The organism is Streptomyces sp. NPDC048424 (assembly GCF_040651555.1).
Lineage (GTDB): Bacteria > Actinomycetota > Actinomycetes > Streptomycetales > Streptomycetaceae > Streptomyces.
In genome coordinates this window covers 179897-200839 of sequence record NZ_JBEZKE010000001.1, presented here as the reverse complement: position 1 = coordinate 200839, position 20943 = coordinate 179897, and the positions used below count along the sequence as shown (strand labels likewise).

General features: G+C 72.6%; 24 protein-coding genes and 1 pseudogene. 14 read left to right on the top strand and 11 right to left on the bottom strand.

Going from position 1 to position 20943, the window contains the following annotated elements; genetic code table 11:
• Positions 1–30: 30 nt before the first annotated feature.
• The gene (locus AB0D29_RS00975; RefSeq protein WP_362851467.1) at positions 31–303 is read left to right on the top strand and encodes a hypothetical protein; all 273 of its coding nucleotides are present in this window, start codon (positions 31–33) and stop codon (positions 301–303) included.
• A gap of 43 nt (positions 304–346) precedes the next feature.
• Here the strand turns inward: AB0D29_RS00975 and AB0D29_RS00970 are convergent, their stop codons facing one another.
• Both AB0D29_RS00970 and AB0D29_RS00965 read right to left on the bottom strand, forming a co-directional pair.
• Positions 347–1555: an FAD-dependent oxidoreductase gene (locus AB0D29_RS00970; RefSeq protein ID WP_362851465.1), complete on the bottom strand. Its 1209-nt coding sequence runs from the start codon at positions 1553–1555 to the stop codon at positions 347–349.
• Between the two features lie 114 nt (positions 1556–1669).
• Entirely contained in the window at positions 1670–2293 is a 624-nt protein-coding gene (locus tag AB0D29_RS00965; protein WP_362851463.1) for a TetR/AcrR family transcriptional regulator, read from the bottom strand.
• A gap of 123 nt (positions 2294–2416) precedes the next feature.
• Here AB0D29_RS00965 and AB0D29_RS00960 point away from each other — a divergent pair, with 123 nt between their 5' ends.
• From AB0D29_RS00960 to AB0D29_RS00950, 3 genes are all read left to right on the top strand, one after another.
• Complete coding sequence (locus AB0D29_RS00960) at positions 2417–3370, top strand: alpha/beta hydrolase (RefSeq protein WP_362851461.1); 954 nt, start codon at positions 2417–2419, stop codon at positions 3368–3370.
• 51 nt (positions 3371–3421) lie between these two features.
• On the top strand, positions 3422–4735 hold the full coding sequence (locus AB0D29_RS00955) for a serine hydrolase domain-containing protein (RefSeq protein WP_362851460.1): 1314 nt from the start codon (positions 3422–3424) through the stop codon (positions 4733–4735).
• A 202-nt stretch (positions 4736–4937) separates the two neighbouring features.
• Positions 4938–5720 carry a VOC family protein gene (locus tag AB0D29_RS00950; RefSeq protein WP_362851794.1) on the top strand — a complete coding sequence of 261 codons (783 nt, stop codon included), beginning with the start codon at positions 4938–4940 and terminating at the stop codon, positions 5718–5720.
• Between the two features lie 21 nt (positions 5721–5741).
• On the opposite strand, the gene AB0D29_RS00945 is transcribed toward AB0D29_RS00950, so the two are convergent.
• Positions 5742–6602, bottom strand: a complete 861-nt coding sequence (locus AB0D29_RS00945; protein WP_362851458.1) for a helix-turn-helix transcriptional regulator — start codon at positions 6600–6602, stop codon at positions 5742–5744.
• A 156-nt stretch (positions 6603–6758) separates the two neighbouring features.
• Here AB0D29_RS00945 and AB0D29_RS00940 point away from each other — a divergent pair, with 156 nt between their 5' ends.
• Complete coding sequence (locus tag AB0D29_RS00940) at positions 6759–7601, top strand: alpha/beta hydrolase (RefSeq protein ID WP_362851456.1); 843 nt, start codon at positions 6759–6761, stop codon at positions 7599–7601.
• Here the strand turns inward: AB0D29_RS00940 and AB0D29_RS00935 are convergent.
• Positions 7585–8472 carry a YhjD/YihY/BrkB family envelope integrity protein gene (locus tag AB0D29_RS00935; RefSeq protein WP_362851454.1) on the bottom strand — a complete coding sequence of 296 codons (888 nt, stop codon included), beginning with the start codon at positions 8470–8472 and terminating at the stop codon, positions 7585–7587. The two genes, AB0D29_RS00940 and AB0D29_RS00935, sit on opposite strands and share 17 nt — an antisense overlap.
• A gap of 192 nt (positions 8473–8664) precedes the next feature.
• Between AB0D29_RS00935 and AB0D29_RS00930 the strand changes: the two genes are divergently transcribed.
• Both AB0D29_RS00930 and AB0D29_RS00925 read left to right on the top strand, forming a co-directional pair.
• Positions 8665–9861, top strand: a complete 1197-nt coding sequence (locus AB0D29_RS00930; RefSeq protein WP_362851452.1) for a DUF2254 family protein — start codon at positions 8665–8667, stop codon at positions 9859–9861.
• A 97-nt stretch (positions 9862–9958) separates the two neighbouring features.
• Positions 9959–10516, top strand: a complete 558-nt coding sequence (locus AB0D29_RS00925) for a potassium channel family protein (RefSeq protein ID WP_362851450.1) — start codon at positions 9959–9961, stop codon at positions 10514–10516.
• 87 nt (positions 10517–10603) lie between these two features.
• Here AB0D29_RS00925 and AB0D29_RS00920 read toward each other — a convergent pair whose 3' ends face one another.
• From AB0D29_RS00920 to AB0D29_RS00910, 3 genes are all read right to left on the bottom strand, one after another.
• Positions 10604–11032, bottom strand: coding sequence for a hypothetical protein (locus tag AB0D29_RS00920; protein ID WP_362851448.1), 429 nt, complete (start codon positions 11030–11032; stop codon positions 10604–10606).
• A 116-nt stretch (positions 11033–11148) separates the two neighbouring features.
• Positions 11149–12519, bottom strand: a complete 1371-nt coding sequence (locus tag AB0D29_RS00915) for an FAD-binding oxidoreductase (protein WP_362851446.1) — start codon at positions 12517–12519, stop codon at positions 11149–11151.
• A 70-nt stretch (positions 12520–12589) separates the two neighbouring features.
• A complete protein-coding gene (locus tag AB0D29_RS00910) occupies positions 12590–12889 on the bottom strand; it encodes a hypothetical protein (RefSeq protein ID WP_362851444.1) in 300 nt (99 codons plus the stop codon).
• Between the two features lie 153 nt (positions 12890–13042).
• On the opposite strand from AB0D29_RS00910, the gene AB0D29_RS00905 reads away from it, so the two are divergent.
• Complete coding sequence (locus AB0D29_RS00905; RefSeq protein ID WP_362851442.1) at positions 13043–13783, top strand: PP2C family serine/threonine-protein phosphatase; 741 nt, start codon at positions 13043–13045, stop codon at positions 13781–13783.
• 31 nt (positions 13784–13814) lie between these two features.
• Here AB0D29_RS00905 and AB0D29_RS00900 read toward each other — a convergent pair whose 3' ends face one another.
• On the bottom strand, positions 13815–14303 hold the full coding sequence (locus tag AB0D29_RS00900) for a hypothetical protein (protein WP_362851440.1): 489 nt from the start codon (positions 14301–14303) through the stop codon (positions 13815–13817).
• Positions 14291–14791, bottom strand: a complete 501-nt coding sequence (locus tag AB0D29_RS00895) for an RNA polymerase sigma factor (protein WP_362851438.1) — start codon at positions 14789–14791, stop codon at positions 14291–14293. Before AB0D29_RS00895 ends, AB0D29_RS00900 begins: the two co-directional genes overlap by 13 nt.
• Positions 14792–15220: 429 nt before the next feature.
• Here AB0D29_RS00895 and AB0D29_RS00890 point away from each other — a divergent pair, with 429 nt between their 5' ends.
• From AB0D29_RS00890 to AB0D29_RS00875, 4 genes are all read left to right on the top strand, one after another.
• Positions 15221–15424 carry a cold-shock protein gene (locus AB0D29_RS00890; protein WP_030011983.1) on the top strand — a complete coding sequence of 68 codons (204 nt, stop codon included), beginning with the start codon at positions 15221–15223 and terminating at the stop codon, positions 15422–15424.
• 369 nt (positions 15425–15793) lie between these two features.
• Entirely contained in the window at positions 15794–17320 is a 1527-nt protein-coding gene (locus tag AB0D29_RS00885; protein ID WP_362851436.1) for a DEAD/DEAH box helicase, read from the top strand.
• Positions 17321–17395: 75 nt separating this feature from the next.
• On the top strand, positions 17396–17704 hold the full coding sequence (locus AB0D29_RS00880) for an SCO5918 family protein (RefSeq protein WP_319723949.1): 309 nt from the start codon (positions 17396–17398) through the stop codon (positions 17702–17704).
• A 24-nt stretch (positions 17705–17728) separates the two neighbouring features.
• The gene (locus AB0D29_RS00875) at positions 17729–18100 is read left to right on the top strand and encodes a hypothetical protein (RefSeq protein ID WP_362851434.1); all 372 of its coding nucleotides are present in this window, start codon (positions 17729–17731) and stop codon (positions 18098–18100) included.
• A gap of 78 nt (positions 18101–18178) precedes the next feature.
• Here AB0D29_RS00875 and AB0D29_RS00870 read toward each other — a convergent pair whose 3' ends face one another.
• Entirely contained in the window at positions 18179–18688 is a 510-nt protein-coding gene (locus AB0D29_RS00870) for a hypothetical protein (protein ID WP_362851432.1), read from the bottom strand.
• 243 nt (positions 18689–18931) lie between these two features.
• Between AB0D29_RS00870 and AB0D29_RS00865 the strand changes: the two genes are divergently transcribed.
• Together AB0D29_RS00865 and AB0D29_RS00860 are read left to right on the top strand one after the other, a co-directional pair.
• Positions 18932–19309, top strand: a complete 378-nt coding sequence (locus AB0D29_RS00865) for a helix-turn-helix domain-containing protein (RefSeq protein WP_362851430.1) — start codon at positions 18932–18934, stop codon at positions 19307–19309.
• A pseudogene (locus AB0D29_RS00860) lies at positions 19198–19524 on the top strand (AfsR/SARP family transcriptional regulator); the annotation flags it as partial. The gene AB0D29_RS00865 and the pseudogene AB0D29_RS00860, both read left to right, overlap by 112 nt.
• 375 nt (positions 19525–19899) lie before the next feature.
• On the opposite strand, the gene AB0D29_RS00855 reads toward AB0D29_RS00860, so the two are convergent.
• Entirely contained in the window at positions 19900–20928 is a 1029-nt protein-coding gene (locus tag AB0D29_RS00855) for an alpha/beta hydrolase (protein WP_362851428.1), read from the bottom strand.
• Positions 20929–20943 lie beyond the last annotated feature (15 nt).

Below are 20943 nucleotides of genomic sequence, written 5' to 3'. Positions count from 1 at the left end.
GGCCACCCCGCCACACGAGAGGACGCGGTCATGGCCACACTGCGCGAACGCAAGACCTACCGCGAACAGGTGCTCCAGGTCCTCTACGAGGCCGTCGAGGGCAACCGCCTCCTCGGCCTCACCGGAGCACAGCTACGGCGCGACCTCCACGTACCCGAACAGGACCTGGCCGCCGCCTGCACCTACCTGGCGGGCGAAGGTCTGATCACCGTCGACTGGGAGCCGGGCAACACCCCCGCGATGGTCACCCTCACCCACGAGGGAATCCGGCACATGGAGGCCGAGGAGGAAGGACGCGGCTGACATCGCCACCGCCGATCCCCAGAACGGCCTCCACCGGCAGGACCTAGGCGGCCCGTTCGGCCGTGGGGGCCGGGGCCCCGGCGCGCTTGGCCGTCAGCCGCTGCTGGCGGCCGGGGCCGCCCGAGATGCGGTGCAGGCCGTACCCGCCGGGCTTGTGCGCCTCTTCGGCCAGGTGCTTGACGATGCCCTTGCACACCGCCTCCTTGAGCTTCGCGCCCAGGCGGCCGTCGATGTTGAACCACACCGCGACGTCGGCCCGGTTGCCGAACTGGAAGATGCCGGTGCGCCGGCCCAGGCTGATGCACTGCGCGCCGAAGGACTGGTTGAGGGTCTCGGGCCGTTCGCCCGCGATCCGGCTGAGCACCGTGTCGGCGGCCCGCGCGCCCATCGGCATCGCGGCCTGGCAGCTCATCCGCAGCGGCAGGTCCGACGGCGCGGCCGAGTCGCCGGCCGCGATGACGCGTACGTCGTCCACGCTGGTCAGCGTCTCGTCCGTGAGCAGCCGCCCCTGGGCGTCGGTGCTCAGCCCGCTGCGCACGGCCAGGTCCGGCACCGCGAAGCCGGCGGTCCAGATCGTCACCTCGCTCGGCAGCGTCCGGCCGTCGGCGAGCCGTACGGCGTCGCGCGTCACGGCCGTCACCTTCGCGCCGGGGCCGTCGAGCACGCTCACCCCGAGCGCGGCCAGCCGCCCGGCCACCGAGCGCCGGCCCCGGGCGTGCAGGTACGGCCCGAGGACCCCGCCGCACACGAGGGTCACCGCCCGCCCCCGCTCGGCCAGTTCGGCGGCCGTCTCGATGCCGGTCGGACCCGCTCCGACCACCGTCACCGCGGCCGACAGGGGAGCGTCGTCGAGCACCGGCCGCAGCCGCTGCGCCTCCTCCAACGTGCCGAGCGGGTAGGCGAATTCCGCGGCCCCGGGCACGCCCGGGTCGGCGCTGCCGCTGCCCACCGCGTAGACCAGGTAGTCGTAGCCGACCGCGCCACCCGACGCCAGCGCCACACTGCGCCCGGCCGCGTCGATCCGCGCCACGGTGTCGACCACCAGCCGCACGCCGTCGGCCAGGACCTCGCGGTAGTCGACGACCGCGCTGTCGGTCCCGCCGACCAGCTGGTGCAGCCGGACCCGGTGGACGAAGGTCGCACGCGGGTTGACCAGCGTCACGCGCACGTCGCCGCGCTGCGTCAGCCGGTTGGCCGCCATCACACCCGCGTACCCGCCGCCGATCACGACGACATCGAAGTTCTCAGCCATGGTGTCCTCCGCCTTTTGGGGTTCGCCTCTTCGGTTTTCGCCATGTAGACAGCGGCCGATGGCCCCCTGTGACAGCCTGTGAGGCAGATCACTCCGCCCGCCCGCGGCCACGGTTCACGGCGCCGCCGGGCTCTCGGCAGGTGTGAAGATCCGGTCCAGGTGGTGGTGGAGCACCGCGATGGCCGACTCCGGGCCGCGCTGGCCCACGAGGATGCTGGTGCCCATGGTCGCCGTCATCGCGAGCAGGCTGATCGCCTCGGTGCGCGCGTCGATGCCGGGGTCGGCCAGGCCCGCCGCCTTGGCCTGTTCGAGCAGGCCGGTCAGGGCGTTCTCGGCGGTGTCGGGGTTGTCGATGAAGGGCTGGGCGGCCAGCGCCTCGTCGGTCACGGACAGGATCGAGTAGGAGCTGTAGAGGAGGTGGAAGGTGCGGCTCTCCTCGTCGGTCGGCAGGGAGGCCAGCAGCAGCGCCTCGATCGTCGCGCGCGGGCCCGGGTCCGGCCCGGCGGCGGCCAGGCGGGCGCCCACCCGCGCGGTGAAGCGGTCGGTCAGGTGCTGGAGTCCGTAGAAGAGCAGCTTCTCCTTGGTCTCGAAGTAGTACTGCACGAGGCGCAGGGACACGCCGGCCTCCGCGGCCACGTCCCGCATGCCGACCGCGTGCAGCCCGCGCCGCCCCGCGACCTGGATGAGCGCCTCGGCGATCTGGGCGCGCCGTTCCTCGTGGTCCACGCGCTTCGGCATCTGCCGTCGTCTCCGCCTCGGTCGAGTCCGTGGTCCGGGCACCCCGGACGCCTTCATGATACCGCCGTACCATGATCGTGGTACGGTCGTACCACGAAGAACGATTCTTCCCGGAGGTGCCCCGTGCCCGAGAACACGACCCGCCCGCGCCGTGACGTCGGCCGCTACGTGAACGACGAGCTGCGCGACCGCTACTTCGCCGCCGCCGACGTGCTCTTCGCGATGGGGGCGCCCCTCCGCTCCGAGACGGACGTCGAGACCAGCTTCGGCACCACGCACGTCTACCGGTACGGACCCACGGACCCGGCGGCCGAGTCCCGTACGCCGATCGTCCTGATCCACGGCGCGGCCTACTCCTCCGCCATGTGGTTCCCCAACACCCCCGGGCTCAGCCTCGACCGCCCGGTCTACGCCCTCGACACCCCCGGCGACGCCGGCCGCAGCGTCCACCGCGAGCCCATGTGGCAGCCGGAGCGCGCCGCCCAGTGGATGGACGAGGCCCTCGACGCGCTCGGCCTCGACCAGGTCCACCTCGTCGGCTCCTCCTACGGCGGCTGGCTCGTCCTCAACCAGGCCCACCGGCGCCCCGAGCGGCTCGCCTCGGTCACCGCCCTCGACCCCGGCGGCCTGGAGAAGGTGGGCCTGCGCTTCTTCGTCTGGATCTTCATCAGCCTGTTCGCCACCTTCGCCCCCAAGGCGCTGCGCCCACGGCTCGCCAAGTGGCTGGACCAGCCGGTCCTCGCCATCCCCGAGATGCGCAAGTGGATCCAGCTCGGCGCCCGCGCGTACCGGATCCGCCGCCCCGCCCCCCTGCCGCTGACCGAGGACGCCCTGCGCTCCATCCGGACCCCGCTCTACCTGATCATGGGCAGGCACAGCCTGCTCGTACACCCGCAGCGGCAGCTGGAGCGCGTGCCGCGGCTGGTCCCCGGCGCCCGCGCCGAGATCATCGCCGCGACGGGCCACGGACCGCAGATCGACCACCCCGACGTGGTCAACGCCCGGATGCTGAGCTTCATGGAGGACGTCGACTCCCTCGGTGCGAACGACGCAGCAACGGTAAAATACGACCAGTAGTCCGTTTGATCCCTTCGCTTTCATACCTTCGCCCCTGGCTGTGATGCCGGCATGAGGAACGCGCGCACCACCCGCCGCACGACCGTGCCGGCATCGTGCGCGGCCCTGCTGATCGCGGGCTGCGTCCTACCCGCCGGAGCGGGCGCCGCGCCGCTCCCCGATCCGTCGGCCGCGCCCACGCCCACCGCGACGGCGAGCGCCTCCGCCGCCCCCACCCCCTCGGCGCTGAAGCCCATCGATCCGGCCGCGTTGCAGTCCTCAGTGGAGCGCGCGGCCAGGAAACTCAAGGTCCCGGGCGCGGTCGTCCTGCTCCGCACGCCGCAGGGAACCTTCCGGGCCCAGGTCGGCACGACCGAGCTGGGCACGACCACACCGCCCACCACGGCCGACCACTTCCGGATCGCGTCCAACACCAAGACCATGACCGCGGCGCTGATCACCCTCCTCGCCCAGGACGGCAGACTCCGGCTGGACGACCCGGTGTCCGACTACGTCGCCGGAGTGCCGAACGGCGACCACATCACCCTCTCCGAACTGCTGAAGATGCGCAGCGGGCTCTACAACTACACCAACGCGCCCGAACTCTCGGCGGCCCTGGACGCCGACCCGGGCAAGGCCCGGACGCCGCGGGAAATGCTGGACATCGCGTTCAAGCGCCCGCCGAACTTCGCACCCGACACGTCCTACGAGTACAGCAACACCAACTACGTGCTGCTGGGCCTCGTCGCCGAGAAGGCCGGCGGACGCCCCCTCGCCGAGCAGTTCCGCACCCGGCTGTTCGCCCCGCTCGGCCTGAAGGGCACCTCACTTCCCGCCCTCGTCGACACCTCCCTCCCCGGCCCGTACGCGCACGGCTACATGTACGGCAGTACGGCGTACGCCCTGGTCGACCAGCCCTACCCCGCCGACGTCCGGGCGGCGGCACGGTCGGGAAAGCTGCGACCCGTCGACTACACCCACCAGAACCCCTCCTACGCCCACGCCGCAGGCGGCGCCGTCTCCACCGCCGACGACCTGGCCACGTGGATCCGGGCCCTGGTGACGGGCAAGGTCCTCAACGCCGGGTTCCAGCGGCAGTGGCGGGACAGCCCGCAGTCCGAGGACCCGGCCGCGACCGACGGGCAGAAGTACGGGTACGGCATCACCCACCAGCGGTTCGGCCCGAACGCGTCGATGTACTACCACGGCGGTGAACTCCCCGGCTTCAACTCCTTCATCGGCCACGACCCGGTCAACGACGTCACGCTCGTCGTCTGGACGAACCTGACCCTGTCGCCCGACGGCCGCACCACCGCCCAGGCCATGCTGCCCACCCTGCTCAACCAGATCTACGCCGGCCTCGCCCTCCCCTCCGGCATCGACTAGGCCGCCGCCGGGCCCCTTCCCGGTTCCCGCCGCGCTGCGCCGCCCGGGTGCCCGTACGCCGTGTCGCCCCGGGGCGGCCGGGTGACGGGACGAGGATGTGCCCGAAGGAACGGGGCTCCCGGGGGCGCACCAGCGGATGGGGTGGACAGGCGTGTCGACATCGAGTCACGAGACGTTCGGCGCACCCTGCTGGGTCAGCCTGATGGCCCGCGACCCGGGCGCCTCGCAGGCGTTCTACGGTGCGGTCCTCGGCTGGCAGTTCGGCGCGGCCCGGCTCGGGGAGGGGTTCACCGTCGGCTTCAGCGAGGGGGTGCCGGTGGCCGGGATCGGCGCCCTGCCCCCGGCGGTCAAGGCCCCCGTCGCCTGGACCCCGTACTTCGCCGTGGACGACGCCGACGTCACGGCGGCGCGCATCCGCGAACGCAGCGGAACCGTCGCCGTCGGCCCCCTGGCCTTCGGCACCGGCCGGGCGGCGCTCGCCTCCGACCGCGACGGGGCCGTGTTCGGGATCTGGCAGGGGGACGCCATCCCCGACTGGGGCATGGGCGGGGAGGCCGCCCCGGCCTGGCTCGAACTGCGCACCCGGGACGCCTTCGACGCCGCCATCTTCTACGGCGAGGTCCTGGAGTGGGCCTGTGGGCAGAGCGGGTGCTGCGAGGTCGCCTACGTGGAGGCGAACAACCGCATCCAGCTGCGCCACGCCGGCCGGACGGTGGCCCGGCTGCACGGCGGGAGCCTCGCGGCGGCCCCCGATCCGAGCCTGCGGCCGCGCTGGCACGTCCACTTCCGGGTGCCCGATGTGGAGACCGCTGTGAAGGCGGCCACCGGCCTGGGCGGCAGCACCGTCTCCGTGCACCGTCCCGTGCCCGATCCCGTGACCGGCTCCGCGGCCGACTCCGGTCTCTTCCCCCACGAGGTCACCCTGCGCGACCCCGACGGCGCCCTGTTCGCCGTCGTCGGCCCGGCCGGCCGCGGCCGCGCCTGACCGGCCGGATCAGCCGGCCGGTCAGCCGGCCGGCGTGAACTGCTCCGTGCCGACGACCCGGAGGAGGGCGAGGCGGTCGGCCGTGTCCGTGCCGGGCGGGGGCGTGAGCAGGACGAGGCGCTGCTCGCCCTCCGGGGCGAGGAGGACCTGGCAGTCGAGGTCGACGGGGCCGACGACCGGGTGGATCACGCGCATCCGGCTGTGGCGGCGGACGGCGACCTCGTGCAGTTCCCACAGCGCGGTGAACTCCTCGCTGGCTTCCCGCAGGCGCTCCACCAGCCGGGTGGCGGCCGGGTCCGAGACCCGCCGGCCGACGGCCGCCCGCAGGTCCGCGACGTGCACCCGGCTGTACCGCTCGTGTTCCTCGGCCGGGTACGCGTCCCGCGCGGCCGGGTCGGCGAACCAGCGCCAGATCACGTTGCGGCCGTGTTCGGACACCGTGCACACGCCGCCGAGCAGGGCGCGGGCCATCTCGTTCTGGGCCAGGACGTCGCCGAGGTCGCTGAGGACCTGCGCGGGGGTGCCGGGCAGCTGGTCCAGCAGGTGCAGGAGGCCGGCGCCGACCTGGTCGCCGGCGACCCGCCCGGCGGGCGGGCGGTGCCCGGCGAGCAGGTGCAGGTGGTCGCGCGCGTCGTCGCTGAGCCGCAGGGCGCGGGCGAGCGCGGACAGCATCTGCGGTGACGGCTGCGGGCCGCGGGCCTGCTCCAGCCGGACGTAGTAGTCGGCCGACATGCCCGCCAGCTGCGCGACCTCCTCGCGCCGCAGCCCGGGCGTGCGCCGCCGGGGTCCGGCGACCAGACCCGCCTCCTGAGGGCGCACGCGCTCGCGCGAGCGGCGGAGGAAATCGGCGAGTTCACGGCGGTCGATCGTCATGTGGATCATCCTGCCGCCAGGTCCGCGCCGTAACCAGGGATCCCCGGTCCCAGGTTCGGCGGGGCTCTGCCGCCCCTCGCGGCGCGGCGGCAATGTGGGCGGAGCCGGAGCGGAACACCTCCCGGCACCCACCGCGACACCGCACACCGCGCTTGAGGAGAAGCCATGTCCGCCACCGCCACCGCCACCGCCCCCGCCCCCGCCACCACCCTCGCCGCCACCGTGAGCGTCGCCGGAGCCCGGGTCCACTACGAGCGCTCCGGCTCCGGTACGGGCCCCGCGCTCGTCCTCGTCCACGGCACCGGATCGGGCGGCTCCGCCGTGAACTGGGGCCGGACCCTGCCCCGTTTCACCGCCGGACACACCGTGATCACCCCCGACCTGTCCGGCACCGACCGCACCACGGACGACGGGGCCCCGCTGACCGTGGAGGGTCTGGCCGCGCAGGTCATCGCCGTGATCGAGGACGCGGGCGGCGGCCCGGTGGACCTGCTGGGCTTCTCCATGGGCGCGCCGGTGTCCGCCGCCGTCGCCGCCCTCCGCCCCGACCTCGTCCGCCGCCTGGTCCTGGTCGCCGGATGGGCCCACACCGAGGGCGACGAGTACCTGCGCAACCTCTTCACCCTGTGGAAGCAGATCGGCGTCTCCGACCCGGCCGCCTTCGGCCGCTCCGTCGCCATGACCGGCTTCAGCCGCGGCTTCCTCAACTCGATCGGCCGCGAGCAGATGGAACTCCTGATCCCCAACATGCCGGCCACCCCCGGCACCCTGCGCCACGTCGACCTCGACACCCGCATCGACATCCGCGAGCTGCTGCCGCGCATCCAGGCCGAGACGCTCGTCATCGGCGCCGCCCGGGACCTCACCGTCCCGGTGGAGAACAGCCGCGCCCTGCACCGGGCGATCGCGCACAGCACGTACGCCGAGATCGACGCGGGGCACGTCGCGTTCTTCGAGAAGGAGGACGAATTCGTGCGGCTGGTCGGCGAGTTCACCCTCGCCTCGTGACCCCGTCTCCCCCGGAGGCACCGGCCTCGCGGTCCGGCGGCGCGGTACCGAGCCAGCGGGCCGGCAGGGGCTCGCGGGCCACCACGTACCCGACGGCGATGGCGAGCGTGAGGACGACGAACAGCACGATCAGCCAGGACATCAGGGCGAAGACCGACCCGAGGCTGCCGAACTGCCGCATGCTGCGCTCCACGGCGTGCGGCATGTAGATCCTCGACACCACGGACAGCAGCTGCTCCCCCGTCCCGGCCAGTACCGCGCCGGGCAGCAGCGGCAGCCACGGGATCCGGCCGCCGAGCAGCAGGTGCTGGGTCCACCACCACAGCAGCGTGCCGCTGACCACGGCGAGCAGGAAGCCGCCGACCGGACCGGCCCCGAAGGCGCTCTGGACCGGCCCCTGGAAGAGCAGGGCGGTCAGCCAGACGAGGAGCCAGGCCAGCCACCGCCAGGCCGCGAGCCGGGCCTTGGCCTTGGGCAGGTGCCAGGAGCGCTCGCAGGTCATCTGCAGGGCGCGGCTGCAGGCGGTGGCCGAGATCAGCGTCACCACGACGCCCACCGCGCCGGTGCTCGCGGTGGCGGTGGAATCGGTGGCGGAGTACACCTGCCGCACCTGGTCCAGGGCGGCGTCCTGGAGCCCGAGCGTGGCCCGGATGGACGAGACCAGCTGCTTCTGGAGCCAGTCGGGTGCGAGGGCGCCCATGACGAAGAGGGCCGGGACCGCGCCGAGGAAGGCCTGCGCGGCCAGTCTGAACGCGCAGTCCAGGACCTTGACACTGGCGAGCTGTTCAAGGGTCCGGGTCAGCAGCGGCGTGTGCTTGTGCATCCACGGGGGCAGGCGGAGCCGGCGCGCGGTGGCCTCCGGACCGGACACGGTGCACTCCTCACGGGGACGGTTGCCGACGTCGGTGACCACCCTTCCACGAGAAACAGAGAACATCGCATATCCGGCATTTCACCGCCCGGTCCCGTCACTCCCGTGATTGCATCCCTCCCATGACCCGCAACAGGTGACCCGCAACACGTGACCCAACCCGTGACCGTGACCGTGAGGGGGCTTGGCCGCATGTTCCAACGGCCGACGCGCGCGATGCGCCGGGACGTGACCCAGCTGATCTGCGCGCTCGGCGGGCTGGCGCTGGGGCTGCTGGCCCCCATGGCCGACGTGGGACCGCAGGTGGAGGCCGGACGCGTGGCGACCATGCTGTTCTCGGTCGGGTTCGGCGTCATCGGCCTGGTGAGCATCATCTACTCGATGCTGTTCCTGGTCGTGCAGTTCTCCGCGACCACCTTCACCCCGCGCCTCGCGTTCTTCCGCGACGAACCGATCGTCTGGCGCGCCTTCGCCTTCGCCGTCGGGGTCTTCGTCTTCTGCGTCGCCGCGGGGCTCGCCATCGGCGCCCGCGACCAGGTCTCGGCCCTCCTCCCCTGCACCGCCATGGTCCTCACGCTGGTCTCCCTCGCCCAGATGAGGACGCTGCAGACGAAGGCGTTCGACTCGATCCAGCTCGCCCACTCGCTCACCGCGATCGCCACCCGCGCCCACCGGTCGTACGACACGCTCTACGTGCGGCCGTACGTCCCCGGCCGCACGGCCCCGGCGGCGCCTCCCCCGGGGACCGGCGCCACCTCCACCGTGCGCTGGTCCGGGCCGGTGACCGTGGTCCAGCAGATCGACGTACACGCCCTGGTGGCGGTGGCCCGGCGGCACGACTGCGCGATCGACTTCCGGGTCACGCCCGGCCGGACCCTCTCGCGGGGCATGGCCCTGGCCGAGGTGACGGGCGCCGAACTGACCGAGGAGGTCGTGCGCGAGGCCGTGATCACCGGCGTGGAACGCACCTTCGACCAGGATCCCGAGCTGCCGTTCAGGCTCCTGGTCGACATCGCGCTGCGCGCGCTCTCCCCCGCCGTCAACGATCCGGCGACGGCGGTGGAGGCCGTGGACCGCCTGGAGGACCTGCTCACCCGCCTCGCCGACCGGGAGCTGGACTTCGGCCGGTTCACCGACGGGGCCGGCCGGGTGCGGGTGACGGTCCCCGTCCCCGACTGGGAGCAGTACGTCCGGACGGCCTTCGACGACCTCCTCTTCGCCGCCGAGCACTCCCCGATGGCCCTGCGCCGCGTGCGCGACCTCCTCGGCCGGCTGGCGCGGGAGAGCCCCGAGGGCCGGCGGGCCGTCGTACGGGAGCGGCTCGACTGGGCCGAGCGCACCGGGAGCGCCGCGTATCCGCTCATCTGGACGCCCGTGGCACTGCCTTGACACGGGCGGCCCCCGCCCCCGCTCGCGGAGATGCGGGGCGCGGCGGCGGGTGCTGCAATGGCCGGGGGGCTCCGCCCGGCTGCGCGAGGAGTGGTCCATGGACGGCACCACCACCGCAAGACCCGGGGAGCGCCGGCGCGCCCTGCTGGGCTGTCTGCTCCGCTCCGCGGCCTCGACCGTCCTGATCACGACGCTGTACTACCTGGCGCCCCTGGACGGCGTGTTCGGGGTCCGCACCGTCGTGACGCTCGTGGTGGGGCTGGGCCTCTTCGGCTTCCTGGTGGTCTGGCAGGTCGCCGTCGTCGCCCGCGCGCAGCACCCGCGGCTGCGGGCCCTGGAGGTGCTGGCCACCGGCGTGCCGCTGTTCCTGGTGCTCTTCTCCGTGACGTACTACCTGCTCGCCGAGGGGAACCCGGGATCGTTCTCGGAGTCACTGAACCGGACGGACGCCCTCTACTTCACGGTCACGGTGTTCGCGACCGTGGGCTTCGGGGACATCGCACCCGTCACGCAGACCGCCCGCGTGCTGACCACCGCGCAGATGCTCGCCGACCTGCTCCTGGTGGGCGTGATCGCGCAGGCGCTCTTCGGCGCGGTCAGGATCGGGATGCGCCGGAAGGGGACGGGGCCCGTCGATCCGGACGAGGACTCGTGAGCGTACGGCGCGGGAACGTACGACTCGTGAACGTACGGCGCGGGACCCCGGCCGGGGAGCCGGCCGGGGTCCCGCTCGGTCACGCCGTCAGCACTTGAGACCGGTGGAGGCCGCCGTCGTGGCCTCGTCCAGCTGCTGGATCTGCGGCTGGAGCTGGGTGAGGGCGTCCTTGCCGGTGGTGTCGCCCGGCAGGTCCTCGTAGCCCTTCTTGAGGTTCTCGGCGGCCGACTGGACCGCCGCCTTCTCGGCGTCCTTCAGCTTGCTCACGTTCTCCTTGACCCCGCTCCAGTCGTCCTGGACGGCGTCGTAGGCCTCCTTGACCTGGTCCTTGGTCGCGGTGGCGGGGTTCAGGGCCTTCAGCTTGGCGTTGTCGGCCTTCAGCGCGGTCAGGTCGGTGCAGAGGTCCGCTGCGGCCTCGGTGGCCTGCTCCTCGGGCGACGAACTGTCGTCGGAGCAGGCGGAGAGACCGAAAGCCACGCTGACGCAGAGCAGACCGATCACCGGGAAACGCTTCATGGGGGCCTTCCTCAGTCAGACAAACCAGAAGTACGGGATCTTCCGGTACACCTGCCAAAATATGCAGATCCCATGACATTCCGCATCCGCATGACTCCGGACGGCAGCGGCCCCCGCTACGGCTTGATGTTCTGGTTCAGGTGGAACAGGTTCCCCGGGTCGTAGGTCCGCTTCACCTCGGCCAGCCGGTCGTAGTTCCCCTTGTAGTTGGCCCGGATGCGGTCCTGGTCGTCATCGGCCATGAAGTTGATGTAGCCGCCCTCCTCGGAGTGCGGGGCCGTGGCCTCGTAGTAGTCCCGGACCCAGGCGATGTTGGCCTCGTTGTCGGCGGGGTCCGGCCACATGCCGGCGATGACGGTGGCGAACGAGGCGTCGCGGTAGGCGTAGGCCGTCGCGTCCGGGGCGACGCGGTGGCATGCGCCGTTGACCGGGTAGATGTGGACCGTCGAGTTCACGGCGGGCAGGCGCGGGGCGTGCTCCAGGTGCGCCGCGATCGCCTCGTCGGTGAGCTCGGTGACGAAGTTGGCCTTCCAGTAGTGCTGGAGTCCGGGCGGCACGAGCGCGTCGAAGGCGCTGTTGAGCGCGGGGTACGGCATGGGACCCACGTGCTCGGCGACCACCGGCGCGAAGTCGTGGAAGGCCTCCAGGGCCCGCGGCCCCTCGTCGACCGGCCCCGCCCAGCAGGCCACGATCAGCGCGAACGGCTCGCCGTGCCGGTCCTCCGGGATGAAGGGCAGCGGCGGGGCGATCTGGAAGGCCGGGAACCCGCCCAGCTCCTCCGGGGCGTCGGCGATGTGGTCCGCGAAGGAGCGCAGGACGGTGGCGGCGTCCTCCAGCTCGAACAGCATCGGCCCGCCGTAGATGTCCTTGACCGGCCCGAGCCGGTACTCGAAGGAGGTCACCGCGCCGAAGTTGCCGCTGCCGCCGCGCAGCGCCCAGAAGAGGTCGGCGTTCTCCTCCTCGCTCGCCACGAGCAGCCGTCCGTCCGCGGTCACCACATCCGCCGAGATCAGGTTGTCGCAGCTCAGACCCATTCCGCGGCACAGGTAGCCGATGCCGCCGCCGAGCGTGAGCCCGCCGATCCCGGTGGTCGAGATGATCCCGCCGGTGGTGGCCAGCCCGTAGGCGTACGTCGCCGCGTTGAAGTCGCCCCAGGTAGCGCCGCCCTCCGCGCGCGCCGTCCGGCGCGCCGCGTCCACGCGGACCCCGCGCATCCCGGACAGGTCGGCGACCACGCCGTCGTCGCAGGTGCCGAAGCCGGGCACGCTGTGCCCGCCGCCGCGCACCGCCAGATCGAGCCCGTTCTCGCGGGCGAACTCGACGGTGGCCATGACGTCGCCCGCGTTGGCGCAGCGCACGACGGCGGCCGGCCTCCGGTCGATCATGGCGTTGTTGACCTTGCGGGCCTCGTCGTAGGCCGCGTCGCCGGGCGTGACGACCGCCCCGCGGACCCGTTCGCGCAACTGGTCGATCGAGAGCTTGCCCATGGCCATCGCTCCTCGTACCTGGTGCTCTGGAAGCTGGTTCCCCGTAGCCGGCCCTCGTCTCCGGTCCGCGCTACGGCTGGAGGTGGCTGAAGCCCACCTCGAAGTGTTCGACGGAGACGATCCGCTGGCCCTCCCGTTGCGCCGTCTCCTCGCGGATGCGGGCGGCCTCTTCCTCGCTGTCCCGCATGGTGTGCTCGTCGTCCCACAACGTCAGCGTCTTGGCCTCCCCCGTGGCCCGGTCGACGAGGTAGTAGACGCCCCGGAAACCCGGAACGTCCTGGACCTGGCGGACGACCGCCTCCGAACTCGCGGTCAGGTCTCCCCCCGCGGGGACCGGTGATCCCTGGTAGGTGCTCAGCCTCGCGAACATCTCCAGTCCTTCCTGGCCGGGCCGCCGGTCGGCGAACAGACGGCTCCACGACCAGCGTGCTCCGGCAGCCCGCGCCCCGCATGCCGGGACGGCGCGACAATGGGGGTGAGGTACGCGTCTGCCGTTGCCGTTGCCGAGAGGCGGGTCATCGACGTGCCCTACATAGCTGTGACCGCCCTGAGTCATGTCGGGCTGGTGCGCGAACGCAACGAGGACAGCCTCGTCGTCGGCCCGTGGACCCTGTGCGGGACCGTGACCCAGAACCCCCAGACCCTGCTCTTCCCCTTCGGCAGACCGCTCGTCGTCGCCGTCGCCGACGGGCTCGGCGGGCAGCCGGCCGGCGAGGTGGCCAGCGAGCTGGTCGTACGCCACCTCGCCTCGCTCGGCGCCGAGCTCGACGGCGAGGACGCCCTCGGTGACGCACTGCGCCGCTGCAACCACGCCGTGCACTCGGCCACCGACGGCCGGCCGGACCTGGTCGCCATGGGCACCACGATCGCCGGCGCCCTCGTCCTGCAGGAGTCCCTGGTGGTGTTCAACGTCGGCGACAGCAAGGTGTTCCGCGCGGCGCCGGACGGCCTGCACCAGGTCAGCGTCGACGACAGCCCGCCGCCGGCCCCCGGACACCGCACCACGTCGGCCGTGACCCAGACCCTCGGCGGCAGCCGCGGCTACCACGCGATCGCGCCCCACATGGCGGCCTTCGAGCTGACCGAGGGCGACCGCTACCTGGTGTGCAGCGACGGGCTGACCGACCCGGTGCCGGACGAGGAGATCGCGGACCTGCTGCTGGTCCACGACGACGGCAGGGCCGCCTTCGAGCTGTGGCGGGCCGCCATCGACGCCGGTGGCCCCGACAACATCACGCTCGCGCTGGTCCGCATCGGCGCGTAGGACGTCCCTTCCCCGAGAAGCGTCGTACGCGTCATCCGCCGCCCGGGCGCGCCAGCTGGTCCGTGAACCGCCGCAGCGCCCGCGCGCCCAGTGCGGACATCAGCGGGTGCAGCGCGCGCTCGGCCGGCCCGGCGCCCGGCAGGCGCAGGGCGCCGAAGAAGGCGAACCGGGTGCCGTCCCCCTCCGCCACCGCGGCCATGCCGCCCAGCACGAACCGGCTCTGCATGAGGCACCAGCCCGGCCGCAGCACGACGTCGAAGCGCGCCCGCAGGCCCAGCGGGCTGCGGGCCCGGGCCTCCAGCTGCTCGCCGGCCGCCGAGGTCACGGTGAAGGAGCGGATGTCGGTGATCATGACGGGCAGCTGGTTCTCCAGGTCGGAGGCGAGCGCCCAGACCTGGTCGAAGGGAGCGTCGACCAGGTCCTCCGCGAAACCGGCGCCGGGTGTGCTGCGTGCGATGACGCGCAGCCTGCGGACGGCGTCGAGTTCGGCGACCGGCCAGGAGTCCTTCAACGTTCCCACGCCTTCCGGAAATTGCGGCGGGCCCGGAAGAGCCGGGTCCGCACGGTGGGTTCGGGCACGCCGAGGAGCGCGCTGACGGAGTGTTCGTCCAGCCCCTCCAGGTCCCGCAGGACCAGGACGGCGCGGTGCGCCGGGGTGAGCCGCTCCAGTACGTCGCGCACGTCGGCGGCGAGCTGCGGATCGTCGCGCGCGGGCACGTCCTCCAGCGGGTCCGGGACCGCCCGGGCCGCCGCCCGGGCGATGCGGACGGCCTCCCGTACGGCGATCACCCGCACCCAGCCGAACAGCGCTTCCGGCTCCCGGAGTTGGCCGATGTTGCGGAAGATCACGATCAGCGCCTCCTGCGTGGCGTCCGGCCCGTCCTGCAGCGCGATGGGGCCGCACAGCCGCCCGACGTACGGGGTCAACAGGTCCAGCAGCCCCTGGACGGCCATCCGGTCCCCGCGCTGGGCGGCGCGGACGAGCGCGGCCGGCTCGGCCGCCGTCACCGTTCACCGGGTCCGGTCCACGGGATGCTCACGGCTTCCTCCTCCTCGACGGCGTCTCGGGAGGGAAGAGTGCGCCGATCGGCCGGACATTCCGCATGACCTGCGTCACATCGCGCAGGGCCACGGGCAAGGGGGACACGCGTTTATATGATTTTCGCGCGTGGATTTCCGTTCGCGCAGGTGCGTAATTACGCCAGACCTGCTACAGGGAAAAATTTACGCCCCTCAAGCCACCTCCCGTGCTACTGTGAAGTCAGTTGCAGTTGTGGTTCCCAAAAACTTACAAGTGCTCTCACCTGATTTTCGGTGGGTGCACTTTTTATTTCCGGCGCATGCAGTGAGATTTGCACATTCCGGTCGGGGCAATCATCGCGGCGACGCCGGGCTCGCACAGTGCGGTCCCGGGCACTGCCCCAAAGGAGAATTCATATGGCATCTGGCACCGTGAAGTGGTTCAACGCGGAAAAGGGCTTCGGCTTCATCGAGCAGGAGGGCGGCGGCGCTGACGTCTTCGCTCACTACTCGAACATCGCCTCTTCTGGCTTCCGTGAGCTTCAGGAAGGCCAGAAGGTTACCTTCGACGTCACGCAGGGCCAGAAGGGCCCGCAGGCCGAGAACATCGTTCCCGCCTGACGCTGACGCGTACACGCAGCTGAGGCCCGCACCTTGGGGTGCGGGCCTCGGCGCGTTGCTTTTTCCCCGCTCACGCACCCTGTCGGTCCCCGACGGCCCGCGTGGGCGGCGGGTGACGGCGCTCGGCGCCGGCCCGCCTCAACGTCCGGCCGGGCGGCAGTGTCTCCCACGACGCACCGCCCCGCCCCCGCCCGCACACCGTCCGCCGCACCCCGGCTCTCCGACGCGCAGCGCGGCACCCTCTCCACGACGGACCGGCCCGCCCCTTACGGCACGGCACGGCCCCGTCCCGGCTTTACTCCGGCTCGTTCTCGCGAATCCCCCTGCCCGGGAATTCCTCGATACGCGCCGCATCGAGGAAGGTTCTGCATGAACCGCACCACTCGCACGAACGACCGCACCTCCCGCACCCCCCGCAAGGGCGGCTCCGCGGGCTTCGGCGGCTCCGGCGGCTCCAGCCGCGGCAGCCGTTTCGGCTCCTCCGCCCCCAGCCGCTCCGGCGGCTCCGGTTACGGCGGCTCCGGCCGTTCCGGCGGCTACGGCGGCGGCCGCCGCCCCGCCGCCCTCCAGGGCGAATTCGCCCTCCCCGAGACGATCACCCCGGCGCTCCCCGCCGTCGAGGCCTTCGCCGACCTCGACATGCCCGAGCAGCTGCTGGCCGCGCTCGGCTCCGAGGGCGTGAGCGTGCCGTTCCCGATCCAGGCCGCGACCCTGCCGAACTCCCTCGCGGGCCGCGACGTACTGGGCCGCGGGCGCACCGGCTCCGGCAAGACCCTCGCCTTCGGCCTCGCGCTGCTGGCCCGTACGGCCGGACAGCGCGCCGAGGCCCGGCAGCCGCTGGCCCTGGTCCTCGTCCCCACCCGCGAGCTCGCGCAGCAGGTCACGGACGCCCTCGCCCCCTACGCCCGCGCCATGAAGCTGCGTACGGCCACCGTCGTGGGCGGCATGCCCATCGGCAGGCAGGCGAGCGCGCTGCGCGGCGGCGCCGAGGTCGTCGTCGCGACGCCCGGACGGCTCAAGGACCTCATCGACCGCGGCGACTGCCGGCTGAACCAGGTCGCGATCACCGTCCTGGACGAAGCCGACCAGATGGCCGACATGGGCTTCATGCCGCAGGTCACCGCCCTGCTCGACCAGGTGCGCCCCGAGGGCCAGCGGATGCTGTTCTCCGCCACCCTCGACCGCAACGTCGACCGGCTGGTGCGCCGCTACCTGACCGACCCCGTCGTGCACTCCGTCGACCCCTCGGCCGGCGCCGTCACCACGATGGAGCACCACGTGCTGCACGTGCACGGCACCGACAAGCACGCGACCACCACCGAGATCGCGGCGCGCGAGGGCCGGGTGATCATGTTCCTGGACACCAAGCACGCCGTCGACCAGCTCACCACCCACCTGCTGAACAGCGGCGTACGGGCCGCGGCCCTGCACGGCGGGAAGTCCCAGCCGCAGCGCACCCGGACCCTGGCCCAGTTCAAGACCGGGCACGTGACGGTGCTGGTGGCGACCAACGTCGCGGCGCGCGGGATCCACGTCGACAACCTCGACCTCGTCGTGAACGTGGACCCGCCGACCGACCCCAAGGACTACCTGCACCGGGGCGGGCGCACCGCGCGCGCCGGCGAGTCCGGCAGCGTCGTCACCCTGGTCACCCCGAACCAGCGCCGCGAGATGACCCGGCTGATGGCGGCCGCGGGCATCGTCCCGCAGACCACCCAGGTCCGTTCGGGCGAGGAGGCACTGAACCGGATCACCGGAGCCCAGGCCCCCTCCGGCATCCCGGTCACCATCACCGCGCCGCAGCCGGAGCGGTCCGGGCGCAGCGCGCGTTCCTCCCGCGGCCGGCGCAGCCGCCCCGCCCAGGAGCGCCGCCGCTCCATGGGCATGGCCGCCTGACCCGCGCCCCGCAACGCCCCCTGCACCGCCCTGTCCCGCCCCGTCCCGCCCGCTCCGTCACGTCTGTGAGGCATCATGCGCTTCGTCATCGCCCGGTACCCCTTCGACCTCGAGAAGAGCGAGGTGGAGGAGAAGATGAAGGGCGTCAAGGCCGAGCCCGTCACGGGAGCGTCGGTGATCATCAGCCGCCGCACCTACCCCGTCAAGCAGGTCGGTGAGGTCATCACCCGGCAGGACCGGCGCGACTTCACGGCGGCCGAGGTGACCCGGGCGCTGACCCGTCTCGGCTTCACCTGCCGCGACCTTTCGGTACCCGTGCCGGCGCCCGCGCTGACCCCGCTGCAGGAGGCCTCGGCACTGCTCGGAAGCCCGGCCGATGCCTGACCGCGCTTGCTAGAGTCGCTTTCCATGTCGATCCCTGACGACCTGCTCCTCGATCTCGCCGCCATGGTCGAGTCGGAGCAGACCAATCAGATGTCCCTGACCGTCGTGGTCCACGGTGCCGTCATCACGGGCCGGCTCGCCCCCGAGAGCGTCTGGCGTCAGCGGGTGGCCGAGGTCCTGCGGGACTCCGACCAACTGGGCCCGTTCGCCGAGATCTTCAGTTCCGCCGGCCGCGGTGACAGACAGGCCGGCGCGGCACCCTCGCACCTGCACTTCCACGTGGCGCGCATCCTCCAGGGCACCCTGGGCATCCCCGAGACGGGCGGGATGTACCGGATCGCGGTGAAGGACGTCAGCGCGTGGACCGTCGGGGATTTCAGCTACTCCGACAAGTAGCCCCGCGCCGGGACGTTCCGGTGCAGCGAAAGACGGCCCCCGCATTTCCTCCGCGGGGGCCGTCTTTCGTCGAATCGTTTACTTGCAGGGCGGCACGAGGCGCACGCGGTCGATGATCGCGATGTTGTTGCTCTTCATCACCGCGGTGACCTCTCCGCACACGTCATTCACGCGCACCGGACCGGCGTACTGGCTGAAGTTCCCCTCGTCCGTCTGGCACGGACGCGGCGTGCCCGCGGGGCGCGGCTTGGAGGTTTCGCAGATCTTGAGCTTCATGTACTTCGCCGTGCCGAGGTTGTTGTCGAAGACGGCACAGGAGCCCACACCCTCCTTGCGGTAGGTGAAGAGGGTTCCGAAACGGCGGGAGTCCGGAAGCTGCTCGGCGAAGGTCAGCTCGTACCCGGCGCCGCACAGGTTGGCCGTGGCGGCGGCCGCCACCGGCTGGGCCTTGACGACGGCGCGCGTGGTGGCGTCCGCCTCGGCGGAGATCCGCACACCGCCGGCGGCCGGTACGGCCTCCACAGCGGAGGCCTGCGGGGCCGTCAGGGCGAAGGACGCCATGGCGACCGCGGCGACGGTCACGCGCATGGCGGATTTCTTGGAAACGAAAGACATGTTCTCCCCCAGATACTCATTCCGCGGTCCCCGATTGCTCTGCCGGAGCCGCGCAGACTAAAGTGTCGCTAAAGCGCCTGCACTCCACCCTGATTGGTCGCGCCAGGCCGAAGCGACATCCAGTAGATCATCACCAACTGCCGTCATTTCGGGCCTATCCGGCCATCACCGATAACGAAATGGCAATATCGGCGGGGCAAGTCACACAATGTCGGCATGCGGATCTCGATGCTGGGGGCCCTGGCCGTACGGGGCGAGGACGGAAACGGCGTCGGAGTCGGGGGAACACGACTGCGCGCACTGCTGATTCTGCTGGCGCTCGAACCGGGGCGGGTGGTCGCCTCCGAGTCGCTCGTCGACGGGATCTGGCAGGACGAGCCGCCGACGGGCGCCGCGAAAGCCCTGCAGGCACTGGTCTCCCGGCTGCGGCGGACCCTGCGCGGCACCGCCGCGAACGGCTGGCCTGCGCGGGCCGCGGGGCCCTGGCCCGGGACCCGGACACCGCCGCGCGGCTGCTGCGGGAGGCGCTGGAACTGTGGCGCGGACCCGCCCTGCTGGACGTCGCCGCCGCCGACTTCTTCCGTGCGCCGGTGACCCGCCTCTCGGAACTGCGGATGGCGGTCCTGGAGGACCGGATCGAGGCGGACCTACGGGTGGGGCGCGGCCGGGAGCTGACCGGCGAGCTCGCCTCCCTCGTCGCCGAACACCCCTTGCGGGAAGGGCTCGTCGGCGCCCTGACGCGGGCGCTCGTCGCGGCCGGGCGGCCCGCCGAGGCGCTCACGGCGTACGGGAACGCGCGCCAGGTCCTCGCCGAGGAGCTCGGGGCGGACCCCTCGCCGGAGCTGGCGGCGCTGCACACCGCCGTCCTGCGCGGGGAGGTCCCGGCGCAGCCGCCGGCCGGCCCGCCCGCGCCGACCGAGCCGGGCGCCCCGCACGGTCCCGATGCGCCCGCGCCCACCAACCTGCGGGCCGGAGTGGCCAGTTTCGTCGGCCGGGACGAGGACCTCGTCCAAGTCGAGTCCCTCGTGGGCCGGTTCCGGCTCACCACGCTCACCGGGCCCGGCGGCGCCGGGAAGACCCGGCTCGCCGTCTGGCCGTCCACACCGTGTACCAGGTGGCGCTCCTCGACTCCCTCGGGTACCTGGACGCCGCGGACGGCGAGTTGGCCGCCTCCGGGGCCCCTTTCAGCTCCGCGGCAGCTCCTGGAGGAAGCGCTGCTGGTCGGCGAGGAGACCGGGCGGGAAGAGGGCGCGCGGGGCGAACACGGCCGTCAGGGTCAGCCGCCAGGAGGAGCGCTCGACCGGGGTCCGGAGCAGGGAGTGGGTCGCCCCCGGATAGCGGCGGACCGTGAGCGTGCCGGGCGCGAGCAGGCTCCGGTACACGGCCTCGGTCTCGGCCCCGTCCACGTTCAGGTCGTCGGCGCCGGAGATCAGCAGCACCGGGACGGCTCCCGCGGCCCGCATCGCCCGCAGGTCGGCGCTCGCGTCCGCGGTGTGGTTGCGGCTGATGAACGACCAGTGCTCCGCCGTGAGTTCCCGGTCGGTGCCAGGGCTCGCGCGGTACTCCCCGTACGTGGCACCGCGCCGCAGCAGCGCCAGGGTCTCCTCCCGGGTGCGCAGCGCGGCCGCCGTGCGCCCGGCGTCGGCCCCGGCCGCGCGGAGCTCGGACCGCAGGTTGTACTCGCCCTGGCGCTCCCAGTTCACGGCGGTGCCGACCGCGATGACGAAGCGCACCCCGGGCGCCGGGGCCCGCGCGACCACCTTGGGCATGACCCATCCGGCCTGGCTGGCGCCCCACAGGCCGATGCGGGTGGCGTCGATCTCGGGGCGGGTGCGGGCGGCCCAGGCGAGCGCGTCGGTGGTCTCGCGGGCCCGGTCGTCCATGGTCTGGCCGAGCCAGTCGGCGGGCTTGTCGAGGGAGAGCGAGGCGTACCCGGCCTTGGCGAAGGCCTCCCAGTAGGGGCGGTAGAAGCCGTCGTGGGTGGCGTCGACCTCGCCGTCGCCGTGCACGAGGACGACGAGCGGGAAGGGGCCGGCCCCCTTGCCGACGGGGGTGGCGAGCACTCCGGGCAGGTCGTGGCCGGCGGCGGGGACGGTGACGCGCTCCTCGTGGAGGCCGTAGTCGTGCTGCCAGAGGACGAAGCCGGTGAGGCCCGCTGCGAGGAGGGCGGTGGCCAGGAGGAGGAGCAGGGCGGTGCGGAGCGTGCGGGACATGGGGCTCCTTCGCGA

Bases quoted from the DNA above. Each gene is read 5' to 3' on its own strand.
- AB0D29_RS00885 (WP_362851436.1), top strand. From the start codon at position 15,794: ATGAACCGCACCACTCGCACGAACGACCGCACCTCCCGCACCCCCCGC.
- AB0D29_RS00875 (WP_362851434.1), top strand. From the start codon at position 17,729: ATGTCGATCCCTGACGACCTGCTCCTCGATCTCGCCGCCATGGTCGAG.
- AB0D29_RS00965 (WP_362851463.1), bottom strand. From the start codon at position 2,293: ATGCCGAAGCGCGTGGACCACGAGGAACGGCGCGCCCAGATCGCCGAG.
- AB0D29_RS00925 (WP_362851450.1), top strand. From the start codon at position 9,959: ATGGACGGCACCACCACCGCAAGACCCGGGGAGCGCCGGCGCGCCCTG.
- AB0D29_RS00975 (WP_362851467.1), top strand. From the start codon at position 31: ATGGCCACACTGCGCGAACGCAAGACCTACCGCGAACAGGTGCTCCAG.
- AB0D29_RS00940 (WP_362851456.1), top strand. From the start codon at position 6,759: ATGTCCGCCACCGCCACCGCCACCGCCCCCGCCCCCGCCACCACCCTC.
- AB0D29_RS00920 (WP_362851448.1), bottom strand. From the start codon at position 11,032: ATGAAGCGTTTCCCGGTGATCGGTCTGCTCTGCGTCAGCGTGGCTTTC.
- AB0D29_RS00910 (WP_362851444.1), bottom strand. From the start codon at position 12,889: ATGTTCGCGAGGCTGAGCACCTACCAGGGATCACCGGTCCCCGCGGGG.
- AB0D29_RS00955 (WP_362851460.1), top strand. From the start codon at position 3,422: ATGAGGAACGCGCGCACCACCCGCCGCACGACCGTGCCGGCATCGTGC.
- AB0D29_RS00930 (WP_362851452.1), top strand. From the start codon at position 8,665: ATGTTCCAACGGCCGACGCGCGCGATGCGCCGGGACGTGACCCAGCTG.
- AB0D29_RS00865 (WP_362851430.1), top strand. From the start codon at position 18,932: ATGCGGATCTCGATGCTGGGGGCCCTGGCCGTACGGGGCGAGGACGGA.
- AB0D29_RS00880 (WP_319723949.1), top strand. From the start codon at position 17,396: ATGCGCTTCGTCATCGCCCGGTACCCCTTCGACCTCGAGAAGAGCGAG.
- AB0D29_RS00870 (WP_362851432.1), bottom strand. From the start codon at position 18,688: ATGCGCGTGACCGTCGCCGCGGTCGCCATGGCGTCCTTCGCCCTGACG.
- AB0D29_RS00950 (WP_362851794.1), top strand. From the start codon at position 4,938: ATGGCCCGCGACCCGGGCGCCTCGCAGGCGTTCTACGGTGCGGTCCTC.
- AB0D29_RS00945 (WP_362851458.1), bottom strand. From the start codon at position 6,602: ATGATCCACATGACGATCGACCGCCGTGAACTCGCCGATTTCCTCCGC.
- AB0D29_RS00890 (WP_030011983.1), top strand. From the start codon at position 15,221: ATGGCATCTGGCACCGTGAAGTGGTTCAACGCGGAAAAGGGCTTCGGC.
- AB0D29_RS00915 (WP_362851446.1), bottom strand. From the start codon at position 12,519: ATGGGCAAGCTCTCGATCGACCAGTTGCGCGAACGGGTCCGCGGGGCG.
- AB0D29_RS00855 (WP_362851428.1), bottom strand. From the start codon at position 20,928: ATGTCCCGCACGCTCCGCACCGCCCTGCTCCTCCTCCTGGCCACCGCC.
- AB0D29_RS00970 (WP_362851465.1), bottom strand. From the start codon at position 1,555: ATGGCTGAGAACTTCGATGTCGTCGTGATCGGCGGCGGGTACGCGGGT.